Below are 24,594 nucleotides of genomic sequence, written 5' to 3'. Positions count from 1 at the left end.
TCGGCAGCGGCGCGTCGCTCAGGCGCTCATCTTCGTCTCGACGGGAGTCTCGTTCAAGACATGCCGGTCGTACCAAGCGGCAAGGCTGAACAGCGCCCACAATTCCCTGCCGTGATCGGCCTTCCGGGAAAGGTGCTCGTGCTTGAGGCGCGCGACCTCGCCGTAATGGAAGAGGCCGCGCTCCTCCACCCGTTCGCGGCTCAACACCTCGTCTAGGACATCCTTCAGGGGCCCGCGCAGGAACGCCCCGGACGGCGGCGCGAAGCCCTTCTTGGGACGCCTCAGGATGTCCGCCGGGAGGTGTGGTGCCAGGATGCGCCGCAGCAATCCCTTGGGATGGCCGCCCAACATCTTCATGTCGATGGGCAGCGGCAGCACGTAGTCCAGGACGTCCTGGTTCAGAAGCGGAACCCGGGCCTCGAGCGAGGCCGCCATGGTCATCCGGTCGCACTGGAACAGGCCGTTCCCCGCCAGGAAGAAATCCATGTCCAGCGCCATGATCCGATCCGGCAGGGTCCGCTCGGACAGGCCGTCCTCGGCCGCGTGCACCGGCTCGAAGGTGTCCGCGGCGACCTTCTCCAGGATGTCGGGCCTGAGAAGCCGCGCCTTGGCGCAATCATCGAAATACCCCATCCAGAGGAAATGCTGCTCCTCGGGGCGAAGGGTGGGACCGCGAAGGAAGCGGGAGGCCTTGAACCTCAGGCTGAGGTAGGCGTCGCTTTGCGGCAGCATCGCAACCAGCCGCGACGCCAGGTCGCGCCGGATCGTCAGCGGAAGGCGGCGGAACCAGCCGGCGACCTGGTGCGCCCGCAGGGTGGGATAGCCGGCGAAGACCTCGTCGCCGCCCCAGCCGGTCAGGGCGACCTTGATGTGCTGGCGGGCAAAACGGGAGAGCAGGAGAAGGGGAACCGCGGTGGAATCGGCGAAGGGCTCGTCCATGGCGCCGATCCAGCCGGAGACCCCCTCGCGCAGCAGGTCGGGGGTCATCTCGAGCACGCGGTGGCGCAGGCCGAAATGGCTGGCGATCCGGCGCGCCGCGTCCGATTCGTCGTGACTGCGTTCGCGGAAACCGACCGAGAACGACTGCAGATCGGCCCCCCGGCGGGTGGCGTAGCAGGCGATGGCCGCCGAATCGAGGCCGCCGCTGAGGAACAGGCCGAGGGGGACGTCGCTCATCAGTTCGCGTTCGACGGCGGTCTCGATCCGCCGCTCGGTCTCGGCCATCACGTCGGCGACGCGTTCGCGCGGCCCCTGTCCGAAGGACGGGCGCCAATAGCGCTGCCAGTGCAAGGGCCGCGCTCCGTCGTTCGCGCGCCAGACGGCGAAATGCCCGGGCGGCGCCTTGGTGATCCCGGCGAAAGGCGACGCGAGCGGCGGGATGTAGCCGAACGTCAGGTAGCCGTGGATGGAAGTCCAATCGACCTCCGGCCTTCCGACGGCGGGCAGCAGCGCTTTCGCTTCCGATGCGAAGGCGAAACCGGCGCCGGATTGGGCCAGGTAGAGCGGCTTGATGCCGACACGGTCGCGGGCGAGCACCAATTGCCTGGACGCCCGGTCCCAGATGGCGAAGGCGAACATTCCGTTCAGGCGCGGGAGGCAGTCCGTGCCCCAGTGCATGAAGGCCTGAAGGACGGTCTCGGTGTCGCAGTGCGTGCGGAACGAGCGACCCAGCGCCATGAGCTGATGACGAAGCTCGCCGTGATTGTACAGCTCGCCATTGTAGACGATGACGTGGCCGTCGATTTCCATCGGCTGGTGGCCGGCAGCCGAATCGATGATGGACAGGCGGTTGTTGCCGAGGGCGATGCCATCGTCGATGAAGATGCCGGAATCATCCGGGCCGCGATGGGAAAGGCGGCGGCACATGAGGTCCGCCCGATCCCTCGTATCGGCCGCCGATGGGGCGCAAAATCCGAAGATGCTGCACATCTCGGGTGAAAAGCCTTTCCGTTGGTGCGGCTATTTCCGGCCGCTGAAGGCGAAGGACATCACGTTGAGGCCGGCGACGACCTTCACCATCACCTCTTCCAGGCTGCGCAGGGACGATACCCGCCCCGCCAGATATCCGGGGCGCAAATAGAAGCGGCGATAGGCCCGCACGACCTGCCGGGACAGCTCCTCGGCGGGAATGCCGCACAGGGCCTCGGCGAAAAACGACTCGGTGTGCAGGTTCTCCATCGTCGAGCCGCTGCCGTCCTGGATCTCGGGGAAGATCTCCGCGACCATGTCGAAGATTTCGGTGCCGGGATAGGGGGTCAGGATCCCGAACGTCGCCGTCGTCGCCTTCAGCGTGTCGATCACGAAATCCACCGTCTTGCCGATGGTTTCGACGGTCTCTCCCGGTCCGCCGAAAATGATGTGCGCGTGGGTGTCGATGCCGATCTCGCGGGCCAGCCGGAAGGTCTCTTCGGCCTGCGCGATGGTGGTACCCTTCTTGTAGCGGTCGAGAAGCTCCTGGCTGCCGGTTTCGACCCCGAATTTCAGCAGATGGCAGCCGGCCTGTTTCATGGCGAGCATCTGCTCGCGGTCGATCATGTCGACCCGGCCGTTGGCGACCCAGGTGAAATCCATCTCCTCCGCCCGCATGCGGTCGTAGACCTGCATGTTGCGGCCCTTATAGGCCGAGAACGTCTCGTCCCTGAAGAATATCTCGCGATACCCGAGGCGGCGGATGTCCCGCATCTCCTCAATGATCTTCTCGGCCGACCTGGCCCTGGTCTTGTTTCCGTAAAAGACAGGCGCGGTGCAGTAGTTGCATCGCGCTGGGCAGCCGCGCGACGTGAACATGGTGGCGAAGGGCACGCGCTTGACCACCGGATTGAAGTAATCGACGTTGCCCGGCAACAGGGTGCGGTCCGGAATGGGAAGGTCGTTCATGTTCAGGAATGGCCGCACGGGATTGATCCTCGGCTGGCCGTCGCCGTCCCGATAGCCGATGCCGAGCACGTCGGCGGTGCTCGTTCCGGACAGCAGATGGCCGAGAAGCTCCCGAATGGTGTCCTCCGCCTCCCGGGTCACGACGAAATCGACCACGTCTTCCTTAAGGCAGGCTTCCGCCATGAACGTCGGATGCGATCCGTAGAGGATCGACCGCACGCCGGGATTGGCCTCCTTGATCTTCCGCAGGGTCAGGCAGTCGTGGCGGAAGGACTGGGTCGAGGACATGATGAGGACGGCCAGAACGTCGGCAAATCCCGACGCGGCCAACTGGTGATAGCGTTCCGGTTCGTACTGCGAATCGAGGAACAGGACATCGAGGCCGTCTTGCCGGGCGTGGGTGGCCGCAAGCAACTCGTTGGTGGGCGGCATGCTCATGCCGCCGACACGTTTCCCGTTGCACCAGCACCCGTAGATGAAGTCCCGCACCACGTTGCGGTGGGCGCTTTCGACGGGGGGCTTCAGGAACACCGCTTTCATCACGATTCTATTTTCCCGCCTCGATACGGTAGAAATAGCCGAAGCGATTGCGCCCGCTGCCGGGCTTGGCGCCAATGGGAATATTGTAGCCGTAAGGCTCGATATCCACCGTCGAGAAATCCGAGAACATTTTCCGCAGCTGGTCGGGCGTATACCAGTACATCCATGGCACGCCGAAACATTCCAGCAACATGGTGCCAATGGAATCCATCATGAACCGCCGGCCCTGAAGCCATCCGTAGATGGTTCTCTCGCGGCCCGTTATCCGGTCCAGCCCGTGCTGAAGGCCACGCAGGGCCTTCGCAATGCCGACCTTCAGCGAGCCATGCCGGTACAGGACGATGATGCAGCGCCCGCCCGGCTTCAGGACCCGATGGACCTCGCGGATCGCCTTGGCCGGGTCGGGCGTATGATGAAGAACCCCGAGTGAATAGACGAAATCGAACGTGTCGGATTGGAATGGCAATGCCAGCGCGTCGGCGCGTCGGAACTCGGGAACCACGCCAAGAGAGAACAGCGATGACGCCTCCCCGATCGACGCGCGGCAACGTTCAACGGATTCGGTTGAATAGTCGATACCCGTGTAGTGGCTCTGGGCGTCGAGACGGGCACAAATGTTGAAGCCATCGACACCCTGGCCGCAGCCGACCTCGAGGACATCGACGCCGCGGGTGGGGATGCGGTCGAGTTCGAAGGGAATCCATGGCTCCATCCGGTAGCGCTGCTGCATCTTCTTCAGCAGCGTGCCGTCGGTGCCGCAGGGATTCTGGCTCCAGAAGTCGAACTGGGTCGCCTCGTCGGCCCTCGGTTCAGTTGGCGTCATGGCTTCCCCGGTCCCGTGCAGATCGGCCGCAGCAGCCATTGCAACTCGCCGCCGATGGTTTCAAGGTCGCGGCGGAATTCGGCCTGCTGTTCGGGCGGGTTGTTGCGAATGCGCTCGGCGGCGACGTGAACCGCCTTCCACTTCATCTTGTCGAGGCGGGCATCGGCGTTGCGCAGGGCCTGATCGACAGACAGCCCAAGGCCGGCGCCGACCACCACCGTTACCACCAGGCTCACCACCAGGGTCTTGAGAAACAGTGTGCCCAGGGACGATGCCGGGCGCGGTCCCTGTCCCGCCGCCGCCGCTGCCATCGGGCCGGGTGGCGGAAGCCCGGCGTCAGTGTATTCGCGGACCATGGCGGCATAAGACGCGTCCATCTTGTCCAACGCAGTCTTCCGGTCGGTGTCGTGCACGAGGAGCGCCCATTGCGGCGCGTACACGTAGTGGCGCCCGTTCTTGCGCCACATCTCAAGCTTGATCCCGTCCATGTACCATCCTTGAAGAGGGGCGTCAGGCGGTGGTCGCCGCGCAAGCCAAATGGCCATTCACTCTGCTTTTAACGAGGCGTGGTCGCTTCGTAAAGGCGAATGGCCGTAAATCTACTCAGGGCCGAAAGTCGATTCTTTCCTGCGCACGCAGGCGATCGTCCTTGGTCACCTGAAGCACCGAAACGTAGACCAGGACAGGCGGGTACTCGATCTTTTTCCGCGCCAGGATATCGGCACGAAGGCCGTTCCGCGACAGCGTCGCCACCGCCGTGTCCTGGTCCTGCTCACCGTGGGACAGAACCGCAAGCCGGAAAGTTTTTGGCAGCATGTAGGCGCGCTCCAGCGCAAGCGTGTCGAATGTCTTGGTTGAGAGATAAGGGTCGGCCAAGAAGTAAACCGGATCCTTGCCCGATATGATCGAATAGCCGTACATGCCGAGAGCGGCGCCGTAAAGAGCTCCGTAGTCGATTCTATATCCGACCGGATCCTTTTGGCAGTCCTTGTCCGGATTCATAATATATTCATTCGAACGAAACCACGATGTGCCAAACCTATATTCAGTAAAAAGCTCAAAAATGTCAGTAACGGCCTGGTACTGTTCCTCGAAGTATCCGCATCTGTTGAGAGAATCATAGGAACCGATAGAAATGGATGCTGTGTGGTTGTTCGCAAACGCCAGGCAAACGGACAGAATGGTCACCTGGGCACTGCCGTCGTAGCGTCTGATCGCGGCGGCAGCGCGGTATGCATATGGGAAAAAAAGGTAGAGTGCTGCGCAAATGGAGGCGATCAACACCACGTCCAGGGAGTATGTGATCCCGGAATTTGGCGGGATGCCCAGGATGCCCCTGGCGAGGTTGAGCACGCCGTCTGCCGCATTGGCGACCAACCCGCCGAAGGCCAGGGCCGACACCATGATGCCCAGTGCTATGAGCTTGGTCGCCCATGCCAGTCCGGCATTGGCGGGAACGGACAGGCCGGAGACCTTCAGCGCGTAGGCGAACAGCGCCGCGATGCCGAAGAACACAAATGGCACCTGATAGGCGATGATGTTGTCGCGCGCAAACTGGCCGTGTCCGATCAGGTGCATGAACAACCCGGCAGCGGCGGCGGCCAGCGATACGAGCAGGCACAGCATGATGGCCTGAAGGTAGGGGGCGTTGCGCCTGACAAGCAGCAGGCGCGCCAGCAGCAGCACTGACGCAGCGAAGGTGGCGAAAGGAAGGGCGAAACCCTTCGCGGTATCGAAAATTTCGGACAGCGGTGCCCAGTACCCGGGATGGAATGCGAACGAGCCGGTGGACTGGCCGATCACAATGATCTTGAAGGGCGTGACGATGCCGCTGAAGAAAAAGAACGGCCCGCCCATGGCATAGCTCACCACGCAGTAGAGCAACGTGACGATCAGCGCCCCCCCCATCACCCACGAGGCACTGGCCAGGATGGGGCGGCGGCCACCCTGGTGGTTCAGCCAGAGGAACCAAACGACCATGGCGGGGATGAAGGCCGCCATATAGACGGTCTGCAGTCCCTGTCCCCAGAAGACGCCACTCCAGATCAGCCATTTGCGCCAGCCGGCGTCTACCCGTGCCGCCCTCTCGAGGGTGTACATGGCGATCAGGGCATTGAGGGCGCCATCGTGGACCTGATAGTCCCACTCGAACGATGTCACGGTATGAAACTGGCTGTACGTGGCAAACGCCGCCGTCGCCAGGAAGGCGACGTTGCGCCCTAGAACGTTGCGGACCGGCAGATAGAATGCGGCGATCAAGCCGCAGAACATGCCGATGTGCAGGACGTAATGCGCGACATGCGCGGAAAAGACGTGGTGGACGACATATCCCTTAAGGTTCCAGGAAATCCTGGCCGCCTTGTAGGTTTCGTAGAGTTCCGGCCAGTCGCGCGGCCCCTCGAAGAAGAACGCCTTGCTTTGCCAGCCATCGGTAGGGTGGCCGGCCGGAAACAACCACTCGGTGTTGGCCAGCAATAGGATGAACGGAATCACAAGCAGAACGGCGAGCTCGATGTCAATTCCCCACCGGCCTTTGCCGGACCTCATGATCGTTCCCCTGTTCATTGGGCCGGCTCCGCAGCCAAGGCGGCCTTGGCCTGGTCGTCACCCCTGTCTGCGGCCATTTTCAGCCACCTGGTTCCTTCGGCGGCCCTGGCATCGGATCGCCTGTCGTTCAGGAGGGCTAGGCCCAACTTGCGCTGCGCGGGCACGTCGCCGCCTTCGGCGGCCTTGCGATACCATTCGATTGCCTTCTCTCTGTCCGGCGTCACCCCGTCGCCCTTCCACAGCAGGTCGGCCAGTTCCGCCTGGGCGAAGGTATCGCCGCGTTCCGCCGCCTTGCCGAACCATTCGGCTGCCAACGCCATGTCCTTCGGCGCGCCACGCCCCGACGCATATAGTTGTGCAAGGGCGACCATGGCGTCCGAAAAGCCGGCATCCGCCGCGCGCCGCATCCAGCTGGCGGCCACGCGGTCATCTCGCGGAACCCCGACACCATTCGCATGCATAAGCGCATAGATATACTGTGCGAACTTCAAGTCCTCTTCAGCTGCTTTGCCCATCCAGCGGGCTGCCGCAGGAAGATCCTTGTTTGGACCCCGGCCCTCGAGATACATGGTCGCCACCCGGCATTGCGCCGGGGCATAGCCGATTTCCGCCAGTTCGAGGAAGTGCTTGAGAGCGGACGTCATGTCGCCGCTGTCGTACATCGCGATGGCGAGATGGCAGAGATGCTTGTGGGGTGGCGAAAGCCTGAATTTCACGACTTCGGGCGGCGCATCGGGGGAAACGGCGATCTGATTGGAAAGGCACTGGTTCCGTCTCAGCAGGCAAGGGTCCGCCATGCTACCAGGTGCGTTGTCGGCTGCCATTGTCGGCCGGCCGCACAGGAATGCGAGCAGGAGAAGGCCAGCGGGCCGGACGATCCTTCGCAACCGAGCGCTCGGCATAGGTGCATCTCCGTCTGCGCTGGAGCCTGATGCCATTGCCGCACAGGCCATACCATGGACAAACGGGGAGCATAGCCATGGAATACCGGGAAACAACCCTTCATTCCTCCGCCGTTACCCTCTTTTTGTGCCGAAACCACATGGCCCCCAGGGCGAGGTGGCAGCCGACCAGGACGGTGCCGGCAATCGCGAACCGGATCGCCAGGTCGGCCGGCGTGGCGGGCGGCGCGATTAGGCACCAGGCAGAAACGGCGAAAAAGCCTATCGCCCAGCCTGCCGTCACGGTCAGTCTGCCATTCGCCAAGTCCAGGGTGGCTGAATACCGCAGCAGGCTGGCACTCAGTGTGGACAGACAAAGCGCCGCGACCGCGACCGTGTCCGCGCCGTTGAGGAGTCGTCCGTCACCTGCGGTATGCGCGGTGACGGCGATGGACAGCCCGGTCAGTCCGGTCACGAACGCCGTAGCCATCCATCCTCTGAGGGCCACTCGCTGCCGTCCCCGGCCGGACCCGGCCAATGCTAACGGCAAGGCGGTCTGTATGATGGGTCCGGCAAGCAGCAATGCCGCCCTGGGCAATGTCGCCGCAGCCGTATAGGCGCCAAAGGCCGTCTTGTCGAGGATCAGATAGGCAATCCCGAGATCGACGTAGGGCAGCAGGTTGAGGAACGCCAGCCATGCCAGGAACCGGCCATGAAGGACGTTGCCGAATTCCTCCGACACGGCCGCCGCGCCTGCCGGCGGCGCGACCAGACGCCAAGAGACGGCGAGCAGCAGCAGCGTCGCGACCAATATGCCGGCCAGTCCGGCCAGCGCCGTGCCGGCCGCCAGCAGCGCCGCGGCGCCGAATGTCAGTCGCGCACCGGTCCAGCCCAGAAGATACAGACCGACTGCGAACTGGCGGGAACACCCGATCAGGTGGGCTCGAAAGGTGTCGGCGAGGTAAGACAGGAAGGCGATACCCACGACGATGGCGGCGATCGCCATGCGTCCGGGGCCGTCCATGGCCGAGACGGCGAGCAGCGCCGCCAGCACGATGGCCGCCGCTGGGAGGCCGACGGCAAGGGTGCGGCGGAAATAACGGTGGAACGCGGCATCGGCCTCGTCGTGCCGTCCGGTGGCCCGCATTTGTGCCGAATGGTGTGCGAATGCCAAGCTGATGACCATCGAGGGCGCGGTCATCACGTTGACCATGCTGATGCCCAGGTAGAATATTCCATAGTTCTCCAGCGGCAGCACTTCGTTGGCAAGCAGTAAAAGTCCCAGGTTGAGGGCCAGCGCGACGCCCAGAAGGAAGCTGCCGGCAAGTCCGCGCCGGACCACGGATACGTCCAACTCCCGGGAAAGGAAGGAGCGCCAGCCTTGCGTCATGGCCGGCGCCCGGCGGGATCGCCCGTCTGACCCAGACCGAGCCGCTTCATCTCCCGCAAGTCGGCCAGGCGGCACCACCCGGCGCCTAACGGCCCCCGGTCCAGGCGCAAGCTCCCTTCGAACTTCGTCGAAAAGACGATGCCCGCCAGGGCCAGGTCGATGCGAACCAGGCGGCCGGGTCCGCGCAGGGTGAGGCAATGGGAATATTGCACCGGCAGCACCAAAAGCGAGGTTCCGTCGCTTTCGGCGGCAATCCGGATTTCCTTGCCGTCCACCACCATGGGAGAGACCCGGGCGGGCGCCAGGGGCCCCTCGATCGCTTCAAAGGCGAAGGCCTCTCTTTCAAGGTCCGGATGGGAGGCCATCCAGCGCGTGAAGGCGTCCACATCGGCGCCGGTCACCACCCGGGTTGCCGCCCACGAGCCGAGATTGGCGCCCTCGAGTTCATGCAGGGTCAATTCTCCCCCCTGGGGTAGGGGCAGCCTGGCCCGCGGCGTTCCAAGCTCCGGGTGGGGCTGGTCGCTGATCACGTACCGGATGCCGAGAAGGCGCATGATCCGCGGAGCAAGGCGGGTGTAGATCGTGATGTTCCTGAGCTGGCGGTCCTGCGGCCGGGTGAGGAAGCGGTCGAGCAGGAAGTACAGCTGGGGCGTGGAATGGTGGCTGTACTCGGTCAGGGTGGGAATGCCGAAATACCAAAGGCCCATGGTGCGGTGGTCGTTGCCGGTCGCGTGCAACAGGAGGTGGTCGTTGTAATGCAGCTCGCTCCAGCTCGCGCCGCCCGGCTTGTCGCCGAAGCCGGTCAGGGTCGCCGTCGATCCCCGGAACGCCTGCCCGGGCGACAGCGCCGTTTCCGCGGCCAGCACGTTGGTGATGGCGGTGTGCCGGGGCGGGAAGGGGAAGCCCGGCTGCCGGCTGGCCGGAATGCCGCCCCACACCGCGAGGCAGGTGATGAGGGCGCCGAGCGCCAGCGATTCGGCAAACCACGGTAGCCGCGTCACCGGGCCCCAGATCAATGCCGCCCGGTGGGCCCGTGTCACTAGCAGCAGGCGCGCCGCCTGGCGGGCGGCGAAACGGATGGCGGCGATTGCGGCAACGGCGAAAAGAACCCCGTATAGCGGCCAGTGCACCAGTTCGAAATAGCGCGTCTGCGGACCGACCCACCCGGACCGCACCAGCAGGTAACCGCCGCCGACGATGGCGCACACCAGGATCAAGTGCGCCAGAAGCAGCTGGCGCTCATAGCGCCCGATCCCGCCCCGGCGCAGCAGGACCAGGCCCCCGATCACCGAACCGCCCACCGCGATCATGCCCAGATGGGAGCCGAAGGTCGCCGCCTGATAGGCGATCGAGGCGTGGAGCGGCATGGCCTGGCTGTGCAGGAGCTCGTCGGCGAAAAAGGTCGGGACGGTGAAGAGTGTTCCGCCCAGCACGTTGGGCAGGGCGCCGCTGGCGATCCCCGACACCGCCACTGCCGCCGCCGCTGCCGATTTGGCCAGGCGCTCGCGCCGGTCGGCGGCGGCGGCGATGATCGCGATCACGAAAAAAAGCGCGGCCGGCCCCACGATCATGACCGCAAGGGGGTTCTCGAAGGCCGCGTAATTGAGGAGCGCGGCACACCCGAGCGCCCTGGCGGCGTCGCTGGCCCAGCTTTGTCCCCTGATTCCCTTGAGGAGCAGCAGCGAAACAAAAAGGTAAAGGATGAGGTCGATATAGAACGGCACCCGGTCGAACGAGGCCATGAACGGATGGCCCGACAGTACCGGCAGGCAGACGATCGCGACCGCCCAGGACCCGATGATCCGGGCGGGCCGGTCGGCACCGACCAGACCGCCGGCAATCCAGGCGGCGGCGAACATCTCCAATGAAAACAGGGTCGCCGACAGCGGCAGGTGGACGTCGCCTGACAGCAGGTGCTGCAGCAGGAAGACCGGGACGATGGTCAGGTTGAATGGGAAGACCGCGTTGAACACTCCCTGGAATGGCGTGAAGCCCAGGCCGAAGCCGATGCCTTGCCATTCGAATTGTTCGCGAACGAGGACGCGCATATGCACGCCATCAAGGTCGGCCAGAAAAAAACGCTCATTTCCCAAAAACAAGAAAAACAATGTCACGCCCAACACCACGATGTGAGGCAGGGGAGACCAAAAAAATTCTTTAGTTCGTGGCGGTTGCATGGGAATGAATGGCCTCGATGTCCGACTCCGGAACTGGGCGCCTTAACGGTATGGCTTTCCCACTTGCCGATATGTGCAATTCAGGACTTCCCGAAACGGCAGGGCAGCCCGGTCGCATCAACTCCGGGCCGAATCCTATGATGACCGTCGCCTCAGGGCCCGCGGAAACACCATGGACCACGCCTTTCTGGCAATAGATCGACGCAGACGCCACAGAAATTTTGCAAGATCGATAAAACAAAAATTCTTCACGTGCAATTCAATGTACATTCGGCCTCGCAATCGTTTCAGCAGCGCTATGTCCAGATGCTTGGTTCGCAAGGATTGCCCAAAATACTTGTCGTAGTGTCGAAACCCCGTATCGTTCAGTTCATAGCCTTCCTTGCCATCGCGGGCCAATTCCCAGATTTCCGTACCCGGCCAGGGAACCATGATGCCGACACCGACTTCGTGCGGATTTTCCTGGATGGCGAAGCGTATGGTCGCCTTGATGGCGCCTCGCCGCCAAGCCTTGCCGCGACTTCCTTCGGCAGGTCCTCCCGCGAAAGGTTTTCGAGCTTGCAGTCGATGATCGTCCGAGGGATGCCGTGCTGAGTGCAAATGGCAGCCAGAAGCGCAAGGGCGGGGTTCGCATATCGCCGTGCCTCGAATTCGGCATAATAGGCGGATTGCTTGTTCACGAATGGCAGGTTGAGCAATACAAGCATCGGCTCAGGTCACCCGAATAGCTGCCAGCCGGAAGGCGAATTTGGGGACGATACCAAAATGCCGGCGGCAGGGAAGCCATTATCGTGTGGATGGCGCCGTGGCCGGCCGATTGGCGCCGATCGACGAAGAAGCGTTTTTCATCGGCGCGACGCCCGGCTAAAGTAGGCCCTCGAGCGGCGGCACCGGGCCCGCGTCCCTGACGACTTTGATTGTACGGTAGGCATTCCCATGACTCCTTCGATAAAGCTTGCCCTCCACGGCGGCCCGCCCGTGCGCCGCGTCCCCATGCCGTTGCGGCGGGCGATGGGGCCGGCCGAGGAGCATATGGTCGCCGAGGTGCTGGACCATTACCGTCGGATCGGCCAGGACCCTGGCTACCAGGGGCCGTTCGAGGACCGCTACACCGCCGCCTTCGCGGCGAAGCTGGGCGGCGGCTTCGCCGATTCGGTGGCGACGGGGACGGCTGCCCTTTACGTCGCGCTGGCCGCCCTCGGGCTGCCGCCGGGTTCGAAAGTCCTGTGCTCGCCAATCACCGATCCGGGAACGCTGTCGGCGATCATCCTGAACGGCCTGGTGCCGCGGCTGATGGACAGCGAGCCCGGGTCCTACAACATCGGCGCCGGCACCTTCGCGGCGCGGCTGGCCCCCGACGTGCGGGCGGCGGTGGTCGTCCACGCCACCGGGCAGGCGGTCGACATGGACGGCGTCATGGCCGTCGCCCGGCAGCACGGCATCCGTGTGCTCGAGGATTGCAGCCAGGCCCACGGCGCTTGCTGGAAGGGGCGCCCCGTGGGGACGTTCGGCGATATCGCCGCCTTTTCCACCATGAACCGCAAGGCCCACATCACCGGCGGCTCGGGCGGGGTGGTGTTCACCCGCGACCGGGACCTCTACCACATGGCGCTGGCCCACGCCGACCGGGGAAAGCCGGTCTGGCAGGAAGGATTCGACTGGCGCAATCCCGCCCAGTTCCTGTTCCCGGCGCTCAATCTCCACACCGACGAGATCTCCTGCGCCATCGGCCTGGCCTCGCTGGAGCGGCTGGACGAGACCATCGTGCGCAGGCTGGCCTATGTCGCCGGGATCGCCGGCAAGCTGCGGCGTCATTCGCGCGCCTGCACGGTCCGCCCCTACAGCCCGGGCGATTCCCCGTTCATCATCCCGGTCTTCGTGGATGCGGGGATGGTGTCCTGCGACAAGATGGAATTCGCCCATGCGGTGCGGGCGGAAGGCATCGACCTCAACCCCCATTACGAATACGTGGCCGCCACCTGGCCGTTCCTGGCGGGACACCTCGACGACGATTTCGCCACCCCGAACGCGGCCAGGGCCTGTGCGGACAGCTTCGTTCTCTATGTCAACGAGAACTACGGCGAGACCGAGGTGAGCGACACCGTCGCCGCCCTCCGAAAGGTCGAGGCGCACTACACCGGAGGGGACGCGGCCGATGGCCAGTGACCCACCGCCGTTTCAGCCCGTCTACTTCATCGTCGTCGTCTGGGGTGACGAGTATCGCGACTATCTGTGCCGGTATTGCCTGCCGTCGCTGACCACCACCGGCAATTTCGGAAGCCTGCCCTCCGGGGCCGGCCATCGGCTGCTGGTTTGCACCACGCCCGCGGATTGGGAGCGCCTGAAGGACGCCCCCGCCATGGTCGGCGCCGCCGCCTTCGTCCAGCCCGAACTGGTGCCGATACCGCCCAGGCCGGACGGGGTGTCCAACTGCCAGCACATGGGCGTCGGACACAAGGCGGCCACCGACATCGCCTTTCGCGCCGGGGCCCTGGTGGTGCATCTGACCCCCGACATGGTGATGTCCGAAGGGGCGATCGCGGCCGTCCTCGCCCACTGGCGCCGGGGCAAGCGGGTCGTCCTGGCCGCCGCCTTGCGATGCGCCGAGGAACCGCTGTTCGACAGCCTTGCGCGGCAGGGGGTGTTCGCGTCCCGCGCCGATGACCAGGCGCCGCTGCCGATTCCGTCCAGGACCCTGACCGCGGCGGTGCTGTCCGCGTTCCACAGCGAAACCCTGAGCTACGAGTTCGACAGCACCTACCTGGCCGAATTCCTTCCCGCCGCATGGTGGCGGGTGGCGGATGGCCGGGGCGCGGTGGTGCACAGCATGTCGTGGGCGCCGATCCTGCTGGACTACGCGGCGATCACGGACCACGACACCTCCATGCTGAGCCACTGGACCCTGGACGGGAACTACATCGACGCCAATTTCGGCGCCGACGCGCCCGCCCATGCCGTGCTGGATTCCGACGAATTGATGGTCGCCAGCTGGGCCCCGGCCGAGGATCGCCGCCGTGACCTCGCCCCCAGCTGGTGGAAGGGCAACACCGCCCTGGGGCGCTGGTACCGGCGGATGATCCTGTGGTCGTCGTACCGCAGCCCCGTCTTCGACGATACCAAGCGAAATCTTTTCCGGCTGACCGTGCGCTGGCACGCCGGCGAGATGGGTCCGGACTGGGCGGACGTGGAAAGGCGGGCCGGCACGGAGGTGGCGGCGGTCGCCGGACCGGCCGGCGGACCCGGCTCCCTGTCCCGATGGGCCTTCCGGCTGGTCGCCCGGCTGAGGGAGTGGCCGCGCTATGCCTATCTGGTCCGGCGGGGCGCCGACCTGACCGTGCGCGCCCTATCCGGAGAGGCCGACGCGCGTCGGCGGCTGGCGTTCCGCTTCAGGGACGCGCTGGCCGGCCTCGGGCGAGGCCGGCGGTGAAGGAGCCCTCGGGACTGGCGAGACTGGGCTGGCGCCTCAGGGCGCAGGGGCTGCCATGGCTGCGGCGCCGTCTCGCCTTCGAATGGAACACGCCGACCACCGCGCCGGGGCGGCTGCTGTTCCGCCTGCGGGCGCGGCTGCGCGCGATGCTCCGGCGCCGTCGCGGCGAGGCGCCGGATGGCGACGTCCTTTACGCCTTCCTCGATCTCGACGTCGCGCCGGTGACCTACGACGTCCTCTGGTTCATCGTCGGCGCCGAACTGGAACGCCGGCGGCTGGGGCGGCGCCGGATCCAGTTCGTGGTCGTGCCGGGCAGGAGCGACGGCCTGCGCGACGAGGAGGAGGTCTACGAAGCCGCGGTGGATCGAGACGACCGGCACTGGCGCCTGTTCAACCTGATCATGCCGGCGTTTTCGCTGGCCGGCCCCTGCGGCATCCTTCTGGCCGCCGACCGCGACGTCGCCGCCGGGGTGTTTCATCGGCAGGCCGAGGTCTTTCCGCCGCTCTACCATCCCCGCCAGCCCTTCTTCCCGATCCCCGCCGATCTGCTGCAACAGGCGCGGGAGGGGGCGGATTGCGCCCTGCTGACGGCGCCGGCGGCGGCGCGGCGATGGGTCGCGCGCTGGGCGAAGGCCGAATCCGGCGCAAGGCGGCTGATCACCATCACCTTGCGTGAGTACGAATTCATGCCCGCCAGGAATTCGAACCTGGCCGCCTGGGCGCAATTCGCGCGCGAGCTGGATCCAAACCGCTGGGCGGTGGTCTTCCTGCGCGATACCGCCCGCACCGCCGACCCGCCGCCGCCCGAACTGGCCGGATTGCGCATCCTGCCCGAGGCATCGTGGGTGGTCAGCCTGCGGATGGCGCTGTACGAGGCGGCGTTCCTGAACCTGGGGGTCAGTGGCGGGCCGATGATGCTGTGTCATTTCGGCGGGCGGACACGGTCGCTGATGTTCAAGATCATCACAGAGGACGTGCCGCAATCGAGCACGGCCTATGTGACCTCGCTGGGCTTCACGCCGGGGGAGACACCGCCGACCGCGGCGCGGGGGCAGCGCTGGGTCTGGGAAGACGACGACCTGCCGACCATCCGCAGGGAGTTCCTGGCGGCGGTCCGCGACCTGGACGAGGGCGGGGAGGATTCCGGTTGAACATCGTGCTGCTTGCCCGGTCGCTCTCGGCGGGAGGGGCGGAACGCCAGCTGGCCTGTCTGGCCGCCGGGCTGCGGGATAAGGGACACCTGGTCACCGTGGTGGCGTTCTACCCCGGCGGCGCCCTGCACGACGAACTGGACCGGCTGGGACTCACCGTCCTGACCCTGGGCAAGCGGGGACGGTGGGACGTCCTCGGGCCGATATGGCGGCTGTTGCGCCTGGTCCGGACGCTGCGCCCCGACATCGTTCAGGGCTTCCTGGCCGTGCCCAACCTCCTGGCCCTGGTTGCCGCGCGCATCTGCGGCGCCCGCGCGGTCCTGGGGGTGCGGGCCTCCAACATGGACCTGTCGCGCTACGACCGGCTTTCCGCCCTCACCTATCGCCTGGAGGCCTTGGCGGCGGGATGGGCCGATCTGATCGTCTCGAACTCGGCGGCCGGCCTGGACGCCGCCTGGCGACGCGGCTTTCCCCGGGCGGGGATGGTCATTCCCAACGGAATCGACACCCGGCGCTTCGCCCCATGCCCGGATCGGCGGGCCGGCTTGCGCCGCTCGCTGGGGGTGGAACCGGAGCACATCCTGGTCGGAATGGTGGCGCGTTTCGATCCGATGAAGGACCACGAGACCTTTCTCGCCGCCGCGGCGCGGCTGTCGTCCGCGCTGCCGGCGGCCCGCTTCGTCTGCGTCGGCGCCGGCCCCGCGGCGCGGCTGGAGGCCCTGCGGGCCAAAGCCTCCTCGCTAGGCCTGGCGGAACGCCTGGACTGGCTGCCGTTCCGGCCGGATCCGGAAACGCTTTACAACGGTCTGGACGTCCTGGTGTCGACGTCGGCGTTCGGCGAGGGGTTCTCGAACGTCATCGGCGAGGCCCTGGCCTGTGGCGTGCCGGTGGTCGCCACCGACGTGGGTGACGCCCGTGCCATCGTCGGCGATGCGGGGGCGGTGGTATCGCCCGCCGACCCGGAAGGGCTCGCGGACGCGGTGGTGGGGATGGCCGGCGATCTCGGCGCGTTGCGTGACGCCGCCCGCCGGCGCGGTCTGCGGTTCGCCCTGCCCACCATGATCGATGCCACCGAGGCGGCCTATCGCCGCCTTTGCGAGCCCAAGGTGGTCCATGTCATCACCGGGCTCGGGGTGGGCGGCGCGGAGCGCACGCTGGTCAATCTGGTGCGCGCGCCACGATCGGGCGCCCGCCATGTGGTGGTGTCGCTCTCCGACGCGAGCGTGCTTGGCGGGTCCATCGAGGGTGCGGGGGTCGCGCTCCATGTCCTCGGAATGCGGCCGGCCATGCCGTCCCCGCTCGCCGTCCTGCGCCTGGCCCTCCTGTTGTGGCGTGAGCGGCCGGCAGTGGTGATGACCTGGCTCTATCACGCCGATCTGGTGGGAACCCTGGCCCATCTGGTTGCCGGCCGGCCCGGCCGGCTGATCTGGAACATCCGCTGTTCCGACATGGATCTCGCCGCATACGGCGTGCGGACGGGCCTGGTCCGCAGGGCGGTGGCGGCGCTGTCGCGCCTGCCGGCGGCGGTGATCGCCAATTCGAAGGCGGGCCTCGATTTTCATACCTCCGTCGGCTATCGCCCCCGGCGCACCCGCGTCATCGCCAACGGCGTCGATCTTGAGCGCTTCAGGCCCGATCCCGAGACCCGGGCCAGACGCCGGAGCGACTGGGGCGTGACCGCCGCCGAGGTGGTGGTCGGCATGATCGCCCGTTTCGACCCGATGAAGGATCACCTTGGCTTCTGCGAGGCCGCCGCCCAGGCCCTGGCGCGCCATCCGGCACTTCGCTTCATCATGGCGGGACGCCATGTCGATGCCGCGAACACCGTGCTGCGGCACGTCCTGGAGCATCCCGGCCTAAGGGGTCGCGTCACCCTGCTGGGCGAGGTCGAGGACGTGGCCGGGGTGCTTCCCGGCCTCGATGTCTTCGTGCTGTCCTCGGCCTTCGGCGAAGGCTTCCCGAACGTGGTGGCCGAGGCCATGGCCTGCGGCGTGCCGTGCGTGGTCACCGCGTCCGGGGATGCGCCGGCACTGGTCGGCGATGCCGGCCTGGTCACCCCGGTCCGGGATCCCCGATCGCTGGCGGACGCCCTGGTGGGCTTGGCCAATGCCCCCGAGGAGCGCAAGCGGCTGGGCGAACGGGCGCGCATGCGCATCGAAGCCGGGTTCGACCTGGAAGGAATGCTCGGGAAATACCGGGCATTGTGGGACAATAGCCCGGGACCGGCAGGAAAGGGCGTGACGTGACTGGAGTGGATTCTGTCGCGCGGGTGGCGGCCGCGCTGCGGCGTGGTATGGGCGCCATCCGGCTCCGTCTGGCAGGAACAGACCTCGCCGAACTCCGAAGGGTCGCGACCGCCATCGGCCAATGGCGGCGCAAAGCCGCCAATCATCCCCTGAGTCGCGCGGCGCGCGCGCACACCCGACGGATCGCCAAACGCTGGCGACCCCGCGGTCGGATTGAAAAGACGTTGTCAGTTTTTGCGCTGGTCGTTCAGGCGGCGTTTTTGTTTATTGTTCCCATATGTGACAATCCTGATAGCTATTCGTATATGAAGCTGTCGGAGTTCTTGCTCGGCTTTGACATAAAAAGTCTTAACGAATATTATTATAGGACGCCAGGATATTCTTTAATAATTGCGTTGTCTGGATTCCCGATCACGGGAGACCTCTATGTATTGATATTGGTTCAGTCCGCGATGGCGGTGGCCATGCCGCTCATCGCCTATCGCACGTTGCTTCCTTTTGGACGGCGGGCGGCGACAGTCGCGGGATTCGGGCTTTGTGCCACGCTACTGCCGAACATCTTCAGCACCACGCTGATGACCGAGCAACCCTACATGTTCTTCCTACTGGTGGCCGCATACCTGGCAACTCGGATTATTACGCGGTCGAACCCGTCTTATGTCTGGATGGCCACGGCCGCCTTGCTGGCGCTGACCATGGTCCGTCCGGTCGGCGAGGGCTTGCTGTTCCTGCCGTTGGTCCTCGTGCTGTTAGCACGGCGATCCCTGGTGAGGCCGGCGTTCTCGGCGCTGCTGGCGGCCATCTTTGTGCTCGCAATCTGGGTGATAGCCCGCGACACCCTTTCGAGGCTGGCGCCCGAACCTCGGCGGTATGATCCGCCGGTGTTCAGCCTGGATTTGACCCATCTCGGGGGTGTGGCCCTCTTCTATACAACCTACGTGTTCGGTCAGAGTTCAATCGAACCTCCGGACCTTAACCGTTATCGGGATGGCCAGATTCGGTATTCCTACTGGAAGGCGCAGAACAAGATTCGCCCGGAGAATGGCCCGGCGACCGCGCGGCTGCTGGCGGTGTACGAGGACTTCTTCGAGAGGAATCGGACCAGGTTGCCCCAATACGCGGATTTTCAGGATTTCTTGGAAAACGTCTCGCGCCCCTCACACAGCAACTGGGGGATGATCTGGTCAGAGATCGTGGTGGGGTCTCTGGGGGCGGTGGAGGGCAACGACCTCTTGCGTCAGGTGTCCGTCGAAGCGATCAAGGCGCGGCCGGAAATTCTCGTCAACGTTGGTTTCTCGGCACTGATGTACCTGATGGGACCGCCCTTCCACGTTCTCGTCGGGGCCGAGATGGTGCTTGTTCGGCCGGCGATGCCGCTCACCCAGTTCTTTCAGCACCATTACGGCCCGCTTGCCGCCGCCGAGCGCGACGCGCACTGGATGAGTACCCGGCACCCCGAGGTTCTATCGATCCTTTCGGCCGTGTGGGGGTGGGCCATGCTGGTTCTCAAGCCAGTGGTGTTCCTGGTCATTGTCTCCCTCGTGCCGACCGTGCTGAGGCGCGCATCGGACGCACGCGCAGCCTTCCTCACCTTTGCGATGATGCTGCTCTATCACGCGGCGGCCCATGCGGTGTTCGTGGGAACTCTGCCGGAGCGTTACATCTATATCGCCCTGCCGTTCTACGTCCTCCTGCTCGCCTTCTCGGTGGCGGGCGGCAAGACGCGCAAAAAGCGCCCCGCCCCGATTGACGTAGGCCGGGAAGTTCGGTAATGCCCCCTAGCTATTGTCAACGACGCCCGGTTCAACATGGCCAGTAATTGCGACAAATGCTCGATCGTCGTCCCGGTCTTCAACGAAGAGGCCATCGCGGAGATGAATTCCCGCAAGCTGGCCCGATATTTCGATTTCATCTTCGGCTCTGGTAACTGGCAGTTCGTGTTCGTCGAGAATGGGAGCCGGGATTCCACCCCTGAGATCGTCGGGCGGTTGTCAAAGGAGCACGCGCCATCGAAGGTGGTGACGCTGGCGTCGCCCGATTACGGCAATGCACTCAGGGCCGGCATTGCCGCCGCGGATTTTCCCTTTGTCCACATCATCAACATCGAGCAGTGGGACATGCCCTTTCTGAGCTGGGCCTGGGCGCACAGGGACGAGTACGACTACATCGTGGGGTCGAAGCGCATCGATCCATTGCTCAACGGTCAGAGCCGATATCGCCGTTTTCTGAGTCTGGGCCTGAACTGCGTCCTCCAGGTTCTGTTCGAATTCGCCGGCACCGAGACGCACGGGCCGAAGCTGCTGCGAATGGAGCGCGTTCGCGATCTGGCCGACCAGTGCGTGATGAGCCGGGGCCAATTCGATACCGAACTCACGCTGCGCTGCCTCCGGCGTGGCCTCCGGGTCGTCGAGGCGCCGGTCGCCTATGTGGAGGAGCGGCCGCCCCGCAACCTCATGCTCCGCAAGATCGTTCAGAATCTGTTGGATGTGGCGGCCCTGGCGCGGGTCATGCGCGGGGTTCCGCAGGAAGGATTTCTCAGGCTCTATCGGGTGGCGCGGGAAGATCTCGTCGCCGCCGCGCCGGTATCTGGTCCCGCTTGTGATCCCCGTGAATTCGCCTTGCCGGTCACGGCCGGCGGGCGGTGACGATCAGGGTGTCGGACCACCACGACGACGCAAAAGGTGCGAACCGGCTGAGGTGCCAGACATAAGTTCCAGTCCGGAACCTCAGTTCGCGCGTAAACCCCAACGCTTTCATGAGCGGCCGCAGCGGTCCCAGCCAGCTTTCGGACAGGACCACATACATGTGCCGCGCAGCCACGGCGACCTCGGCGAAGCCGGCGGCGGCGACGGCGGATTCCAGTCCGCGGCGGGAGAAGAAGCGGAGGTGCCCGGGGTGCTGGATCTCGGTGGCGGTGCGGCCGGCCAAGCCGAGAAGCCGCATCGGCCAGAACGCCGAGTTGGGGGTCGACAGCACCAGCCGACCACCCGGCTTCAAGGCCCGGAGGCATTCCGCCAGGAAGGCCTCGGTATCCGCCACATGCTCGATGACCTCGGAGGCGAAGACGAGGTCGAACTGTCCTTCCGGAACACCAAAGCCGGCGGTGATGTCGGCCACCGTGGCCTCGAAGCCGGCTGCCACATAGCGTTCCACCGCCACCGGCGATACGTCGATGCCGAACAGGCGGTGTCCCTTGGCGGCCAGCGCCTGCGCGTTGACGCCGGTTCCACAGCCGACATCGAGGATATGAAGGGCAGGCGGGCCGTCGGGTACCCGGTTCCGTGTGAACACCTTGCTCGTGCGCTCGATCTCGGTTCCGGCGGAATACTTGGCGTCGGACAGTCGCTTGGCGTGGTCCGCGCTCATACCCCGCGCCCCGCTTGCGCGCGATACCAGGCCCAGGTCCGACCTAGGCCTGCCTCAAGACTCGTCGTAGGAGCAAAGCCGAACGCCCGCCGCGCCTTGTCGATGGTGGCCCAGGTGCTCCGGACCTCGCCGCGCCGGAAATCCTCATAGCGGACCTCTACGACGTGGCCGGGTCCGACGGCCGCCCGCATGCCGTCGATCAACTGATTGAGGCTGGTGGGCTGGCCGCCGCCAAGTTGGAAGGTGCCCTCGACCCCGGCCTCCAGCGCCTGCACGATGCCCTTGGCGACATCGCCGATGTAGAGGTAGTCACGGCATTGGGACCCGTCGCCGTACACCACCAGGGGCTCGCCGGCCAGGATCGCCTTGAAGAAATGGGCGACGACGCTACGCTTGTGCAGCGAATCGGGGCCATAGATGTTTGTGAACCTGAGGGAGGCGCAGGCCAGGCCGTAGGCACTGGCATAGGCGCCGCAATAGGCCTCCGCAGCAAGCTTGGACGCCCCGTAAGGAGCAAGTGGCCTGGGCAGCATTTCCTCGTGCACCGGCGGTTCCGCCTCCCCCAGGATGGCGCCTCCGGTCGATGCATTGATCAGCCGTCCGACGCCTTGCAGGCGGCAGGCCTCGAGAACGTTGAACGTCCCGACCACGTTGTTCTCGAAGTTGAACCTGGGGTTCTCGAGCGAATCCATCACTCGGCTGTCGGCGGCCAGGTGGATCACGGCATCGGCCCCGGAAAAACAGGCCAGAACCGCGTCGAAATCGCGCACGTCTCCGCGCCACGGCGTGGCTCCCAGCGCGGTTGCGGTTGTCAGCGGACAGACGGCTTCATTGTCGAAGACGGTGACCGCGTATTCCGCCGCCATCAGCTCTGGGATCAACGCCCGGCCGAGAAACCCTGCGCCTCCGGTGATGACGACCTTGCGGAATGCGGGCATGACGCTAGGCCCCGGCACCCGCGGCCTGCGACTGGCGCCGGCGCTCCTCGGTCCAGAACGAACTGCAGGCGATCTTGCCTTCGTGGCAGCGATTGACGTAGGTGCGTGCGATGTCCCGGATTTCCTCGAGCAGACCGACTTCCAGCCTGATCGGGTCGAGGCCGAGACCGAGGAAGCTGCTGTTGTCAACCTTAAGCTCGTTCTCGGCCGCCTCGACACGCGGATTGGGCAATTCGGCGATACGGGCTCCGGTCATTGAGGCGACCAGTTCGGCCAGCTCGCGCACCCGGAAGGTCTCGGTCATCTGGTTGAAGATGCGCACCCGCTCGCCGGGACGCGGCGCGCTTTCGATGGCCAGCCGGACGCAGCGCACGGTGTCCTCGATGTTGATGAATGCCCGCGTCTGGCCACCATTGCCGTAGACCGTGAGGGGATGGCCGGCCGCGGCCTGGACGAGGAAGCGGTTGAGGACCGTGCCGAAATCGCCGTCATAGTCGAAGCGGTTGATGAGGCGGGAATCCAGCTTGGTTTCGGCGGTCTGCGTGCCCCAGACGATGCCCTGGTGCAGATCGGTGACGCGGATGCCGTCGTTCCTGTTGTAGAACGAGAACAGCAGCTGATCCTGGCTCTTGGTCATATGATAGATGCTGCCGGGACTGGTCGGGTACAGAATCTCATGCATGATCTCCTCGCCCGAATCGACGGTCACCTTCACCTTCAGGTAGCCCTCGGGTATCGTCATCCCGGCCGTGGCGTAGCCGTATACACCCATGGTTCCGATGTGGACGATGTGGATGTCCCGGCCCGACTCGGCTACGGCGGCAAGGACGTTGTTGGTCGCATTGAGGTTGTTGCTGACAGTGTAACGCTTGTGCCAGGAGCTTTTCATCGAATACGGCGCCGCGCGCTGTTCGGCCAGATGCACGATGGCGTCCGGTTGGAACGCGGTCACCACCGCCAGCAGCCGGTCGTATTGCTCGGCGACGTCGATATCGAAGTAATCAATGGATTGGCCGGTAGTGTCCCGCCATGCGTCAATCCGCTCGCGGATGGGGCGGATCGGGGTCAGAGATTCTGTTTCGAGCTCAAGGTCGATCTTTCGGCGCGCCAAGTTATCGACGATGCCGATCTGGTGCCCGGCCCGAGAAAGATGAAGGCTGATCGGCCATCCGCAGAAACCGTCTCCTCCCAGGCACAGTATCCTCATCATCACTTTCCCAAATCATTACTGAGCGTCGTCGGGGCTTGTCGGTGCGGCATGGCGCTCCGCCTCCCGAGTGTCGCTGCGACTGGTAGCATGAATCGGCAGGAGGGGATAACCGAAAAAACTAATACCGACGACCGTCCGCTGGGTCTTATCCGCCGGTCTTGCCATCCATGATCTGCTTCAGGAGCACCGCTAGAAGTCCCAGCGCGAACACCAGAACCGACATCAGCGCCATGCCGATGGCGAGGACGTATACCGCAAGAAATTTGCTCAGCGCCGCGAACACGAACCCTGAAAAGGATACCAGAAGGCAACAGACACTGATCAACATGAAAATCTTGAGGGGGTTGTAGTAAGTGACCGCCTCGACGATGTATTGCATGGTGCGCAGGGAGTCTCGGAGCAGCCTGACCTTGCTCGTGCTGCCGATGCGTTCGTCGTAGGAGACTGGCAGGTGAAGCACCGATTTGCCGTTCATGAGGAAGGCGAGGGTCAACGATGTCGTGAAGCTGAATGTGTTGCAAAGTCGGGCCAAATAGGGAAGCACCGCGCTACGGCGGAAGGCGCGCAATCCTGAATTGATGTCCGGGATTTCCTGGCCGCAGGTGAATTCGGTCAAGTTCTTGAGCAGCCAACGCAGCGGGGACTTGATCACCGAGCCTCGATAGGCCCGGCCGGTGCGCTGGCCGACCACCATATCGTAGCCAGCGTCTAGTCCACGGACCAGTGATGGGATCTTTGCGATGGGATACGTCCCGTCGGCATCGGTGATGACGATGATGTCATGTGATGCCGCCAGAATGCCGTCCTTCAGCGAGCGGCCATATCCCATGTTCGCCACGTGAGAGACCACCCTGGCGCCGGCCGTCCGCGCCAGTTCCGCGGTGCGGTCCGAGGATGCGTCATCGACCACGATGATCTCGCAGGGCAGATCCGCATCCCGCAGGATGGCTGCAGCGGTCTCGACGGTGGCGGCGACGGTCTGTTCTTCATTCAGGGCGGGAATGACGACGGAAATCATCGG

The 24,594-nt window shown here is 64.9% G+C and carries 18 protein-coding genes; 6 read left to right on the top strand and 12 right to left on the bottom strand.

Going from position 1 to position 24,594, the window contains the following annotated elements; translation table 11 throughout:
- Positions 1 to 18: 18 nt before the first annotated feature.
- The 8 genes from asnB to MTBUT4_RS01000 form a co-directional block, all read right to left on the bottom strand.
- Entirely contained in the window at positions 19 to 1,929 is a 1,911-nt protein-coding gene (gene asnB, locus MTBUT4_RS01035) for an asparagine synthase (glutamine-hydrolyzing) (protein ID WP_173977806.1), read from the bottom strand.
- Positions 1,930 to 1,959: 30 nt separating this feature from the next.
- Positions 1,960 to 3,417: a B12-binding domain-containing radical SAM protein gene (locus MTBUT4_RS01030; protein WP_173977805.1), complete on the bottom strand. Its 1,458-nt coding sequence runs from the start codon at positions 3,415 to 3,417 to the stop codon at positions 1,960 to 1,962.
- Positions 3,418 to 3,424: 7 nt separating this feature from the next.
- Positions 3,425 to 4,279 carry a class I SAM-dependent methyltransferase gene (locus MTBUT4_RS01025; RefSeq protein ID WP_173977804.1) on the bottom strand — a complete coding sequence of 285 codons (855 nt, stop codon included), beginning with the start codon at positions 4,277 to 4,279 and terminating at the stop codon, positions 3,425 to 3,427.
- A complete protein-coding gene (locus MTBUT4_RS01020) occupies positions 4,237 to 4,728 on the bottom strand; it encodes a hypothetical protein (protein WP_173977803.1) in 492 nt (163 codons plus the stop codon). Before MTBUT4_RS01020 ends, MTBUT4_RS01025 begins: the two co-directional genes overlap by 43 nt.
- A gap of 115 nt (positions 4,729 to 4,843) precedes the next feature.
- The gene (locus MTBUT4_RS01015; RefSeq protein WP_173977802.1) at positions 4,844 to 6,787 is read right to left on the bottom strand and encodes a glycosyltransferase family 39 protein; all 1,944 of its coding nucleotides are present in this window, start codon (positions 6,785 to 6,787) and stop codon (positions 4,844 to 4,846) included.
- Between the two features lie 14 nt (positions 6,788 to 6,801).
- Positions 6,802 to 7,611 (bottom strand): tetratricopeptide repeat protein, encoded by an 810-nt coding sequence (locus MTBUT4_RS01010; protein WP_173977801.1) that lies wholly within the window; start codon positions 7,609 to 7,611, stop codon positions 6,802 to 6,804.
- 178 nt (positions 7,612 to 7,789) lie between these two features.
- Positions 7,790 to 9,058, bottom strand: coding sequence for a hypothetical protein (locus MTBUT4_RS01005; RefSeq protein WP_173977800.1), 1,269 nt, complete (start codon positions 9,056 to 9,058; stop codon positions 7,790 to 7,792).
- Complete coding sequence (locus tag MTBUT4_RS01000; protein WP_173977799.1) at positions 9,055 to 11,172, bottom strand: hypothetical protein; 2,118 nt, start codon at positions 11,170 to 11,172, stop codon at positions 9,055 to 9,057. Before MTBUT4_RS01000 ends, MTBUT4_RS01005 begins: the two co-directional genes overlap by 4 nt.
- Before the next feature lie 999 nt (positions 11,173 to 12,171).
- On the opposite strand from MTBUT4_RS01000, the gene MTBUT4_RS00995 reads away from it, so the two are divergent.
- Genes MTBUT4_RS00995 through MTBUT4_RS00970 form a run of 6 tightly spaced genes read left to right on the top strand, consistent with a single transcriptional unit; the run spans position 12,172 to position 20,704 of the window.
- On the top strand, positions 12,172 to 13,401 hold the full coding sequence (locus MTBUT4_RS00995) for a DegT/DnrJ/EryC1/StrS aminotransferase family protein (protein WP_173977798.1): 1,230 nt from the start codon (positions 12,172 to 12,174) through the stop codon (positions 13,399 to 13,401).
- Complete coding sequence (locus MTBUT4_RS00990) at positions 13,391 to 14,662, top strand: hypothetical protein (protein WP_173977797.1); 1,272 nt, start codon at positions 13,391 to 13,393, stop codon at positions 14,660 to 14,662. The genes MTBUT4_RS00995 and MTBUT4_RS00990 overlap by 11 nt, the downstream gene beginning before the upstream one ends.
- On the top strand, positions 14,659 to 15,813 hold the full coding sequence (locus MTBUT4_RS00985) for a hypothetical protein (RefSeq protein WP_173977796.1): 1,155 nt from the start codon (positions 14,659 to 14,661) through the stop codon (positions 15,811 to 15,813). The genes MTBUT4_RS00990 and MTBUT4_RS00985 overlap by 4 nt, the downstream gene beginning before the upstream one ends.
- A gap of 5 nt (positions 15,814 to 15,818) precedes the next feature.
- Entirely contained in the window at positions 15,819 to 18,059 is a 2,241-nt protein-coding gene (locus MTBUT4_RS00980) for a glycosyltransferase (RefSeq protein WP_254434690.1), read from the top strand.
- Positions 18,056 to 19,831 carry a hypothetical protein gene (locus MTBUT4_RS00975; protein ID WP_173977794.1) on the top strand — a complete coding sequence of 592 codons (1,776 nt, stop codon included), beginning with the start codon at positions 18,056 to 18,058 and terminating at the stop codon, positions 19,829 to 19,831. The genes MTBUT4_RS00980 and MTBUT4_RS00975 overlap by 4 nt, the downstream gene beginning before the upstream one ends.
- Before the next feature lie 36 nt (positions 19,832 to 19,867).
- Positions 19,868 to 20,704: a glycosyltransferase family 2 protein gene (locus tag MTBUT4_RS00970; RefSeq protein ID WP_173977793.1), complete on the top strand. Its 837-nt coding sequence runs from the start codon at positions 19,868 to 19,870 to the stop codon at positions 20,702 to 20,704.
- Here the strand turns inward: MTBUT4_RS00970 and MTBUT4_RS00965 are convergent.
- From MTBUT4_RS00965 to MTBUT4_RS00950, 4 genes are all read right to left on the bottom strand, one after another.
- The gene (locus tag MTBUT4_RS00965) at positions 20,685 to 21,425 is read right to left on the bottom strand and encodes a bifunctional 2-polyprenyl-6-hydroxyphenol methylase/3-demethylubiquinol 3-O-methyltransferase UbiG (RefSeq protein WP_173977792.1); all 741 of its coding nucleotides are present in this window, start codon (positions 21,423 to 21,425) and stop codon (positions 20,685 to 20,687) included. The genes MTBUT4_RS00970 and MTBUT4_RS00965 overlap by 20 nt on opposite strands.
- On the bottom strand, positions 21,422 to 22,363 hold the full coding sequence (locus MTBUT4_RS00960) for an NAD(P)-dependent oxidoreductase (protein WP_173977791.1): 942 nt from the start codon (positions 22,361 to 22,363) through the stop codon (positions 21,422 to 21,424). The genes MTBUT4_RS00965 and MTBUT4_RS00960 overlap by 4 nt, the downstream gene beginning before the upstream one ends.
- A gap of 4 nt (positions 22,364 to 22,367) precedes the next feature.
- Positions 22,368 to 23,570, bottom strand: coding sequence for an NAD-dependent epimerase/dehydratase family protein (locus MTBUT4_RS00955; protein ID WP_173977790.1), 1,203 nt, complete (start codon positions 23,568 to 23,570; stop codon positions 22,368 to 22,370).
- Between the two features lie 148 nt (positions 23,571 to 23,718).
- The gene (locus MTBUT4_RS00950) at positions 23,719 to 24,591 is read right to left on the bottom strand and encodes a glycosyltransferase family 2 protein (RefSeq protein WP_173977789.1); all 873 of its coding nucleotides are present in this window, start codon (positions 24,589 to 24,591) and stop codon (positions 23,719 to 23,721) included.
- Positions 24,592 to 24,594: the final 3 nt, after the last annotated feature.

It is taken from the genome of Magnetospirillum sp. UT-4, assembly GCF_902729435.1.
Lineage (GTDB): Bacteria > Pseudomonadota > Alphaproteobacteria > Rhodospirillales > Magnetospirillaceae > Magnetospirillum.
Note: the sequence above shows the minus strand (reverse complement) of the source record. Positions and strands in the feature narration are given on the sequence as shown.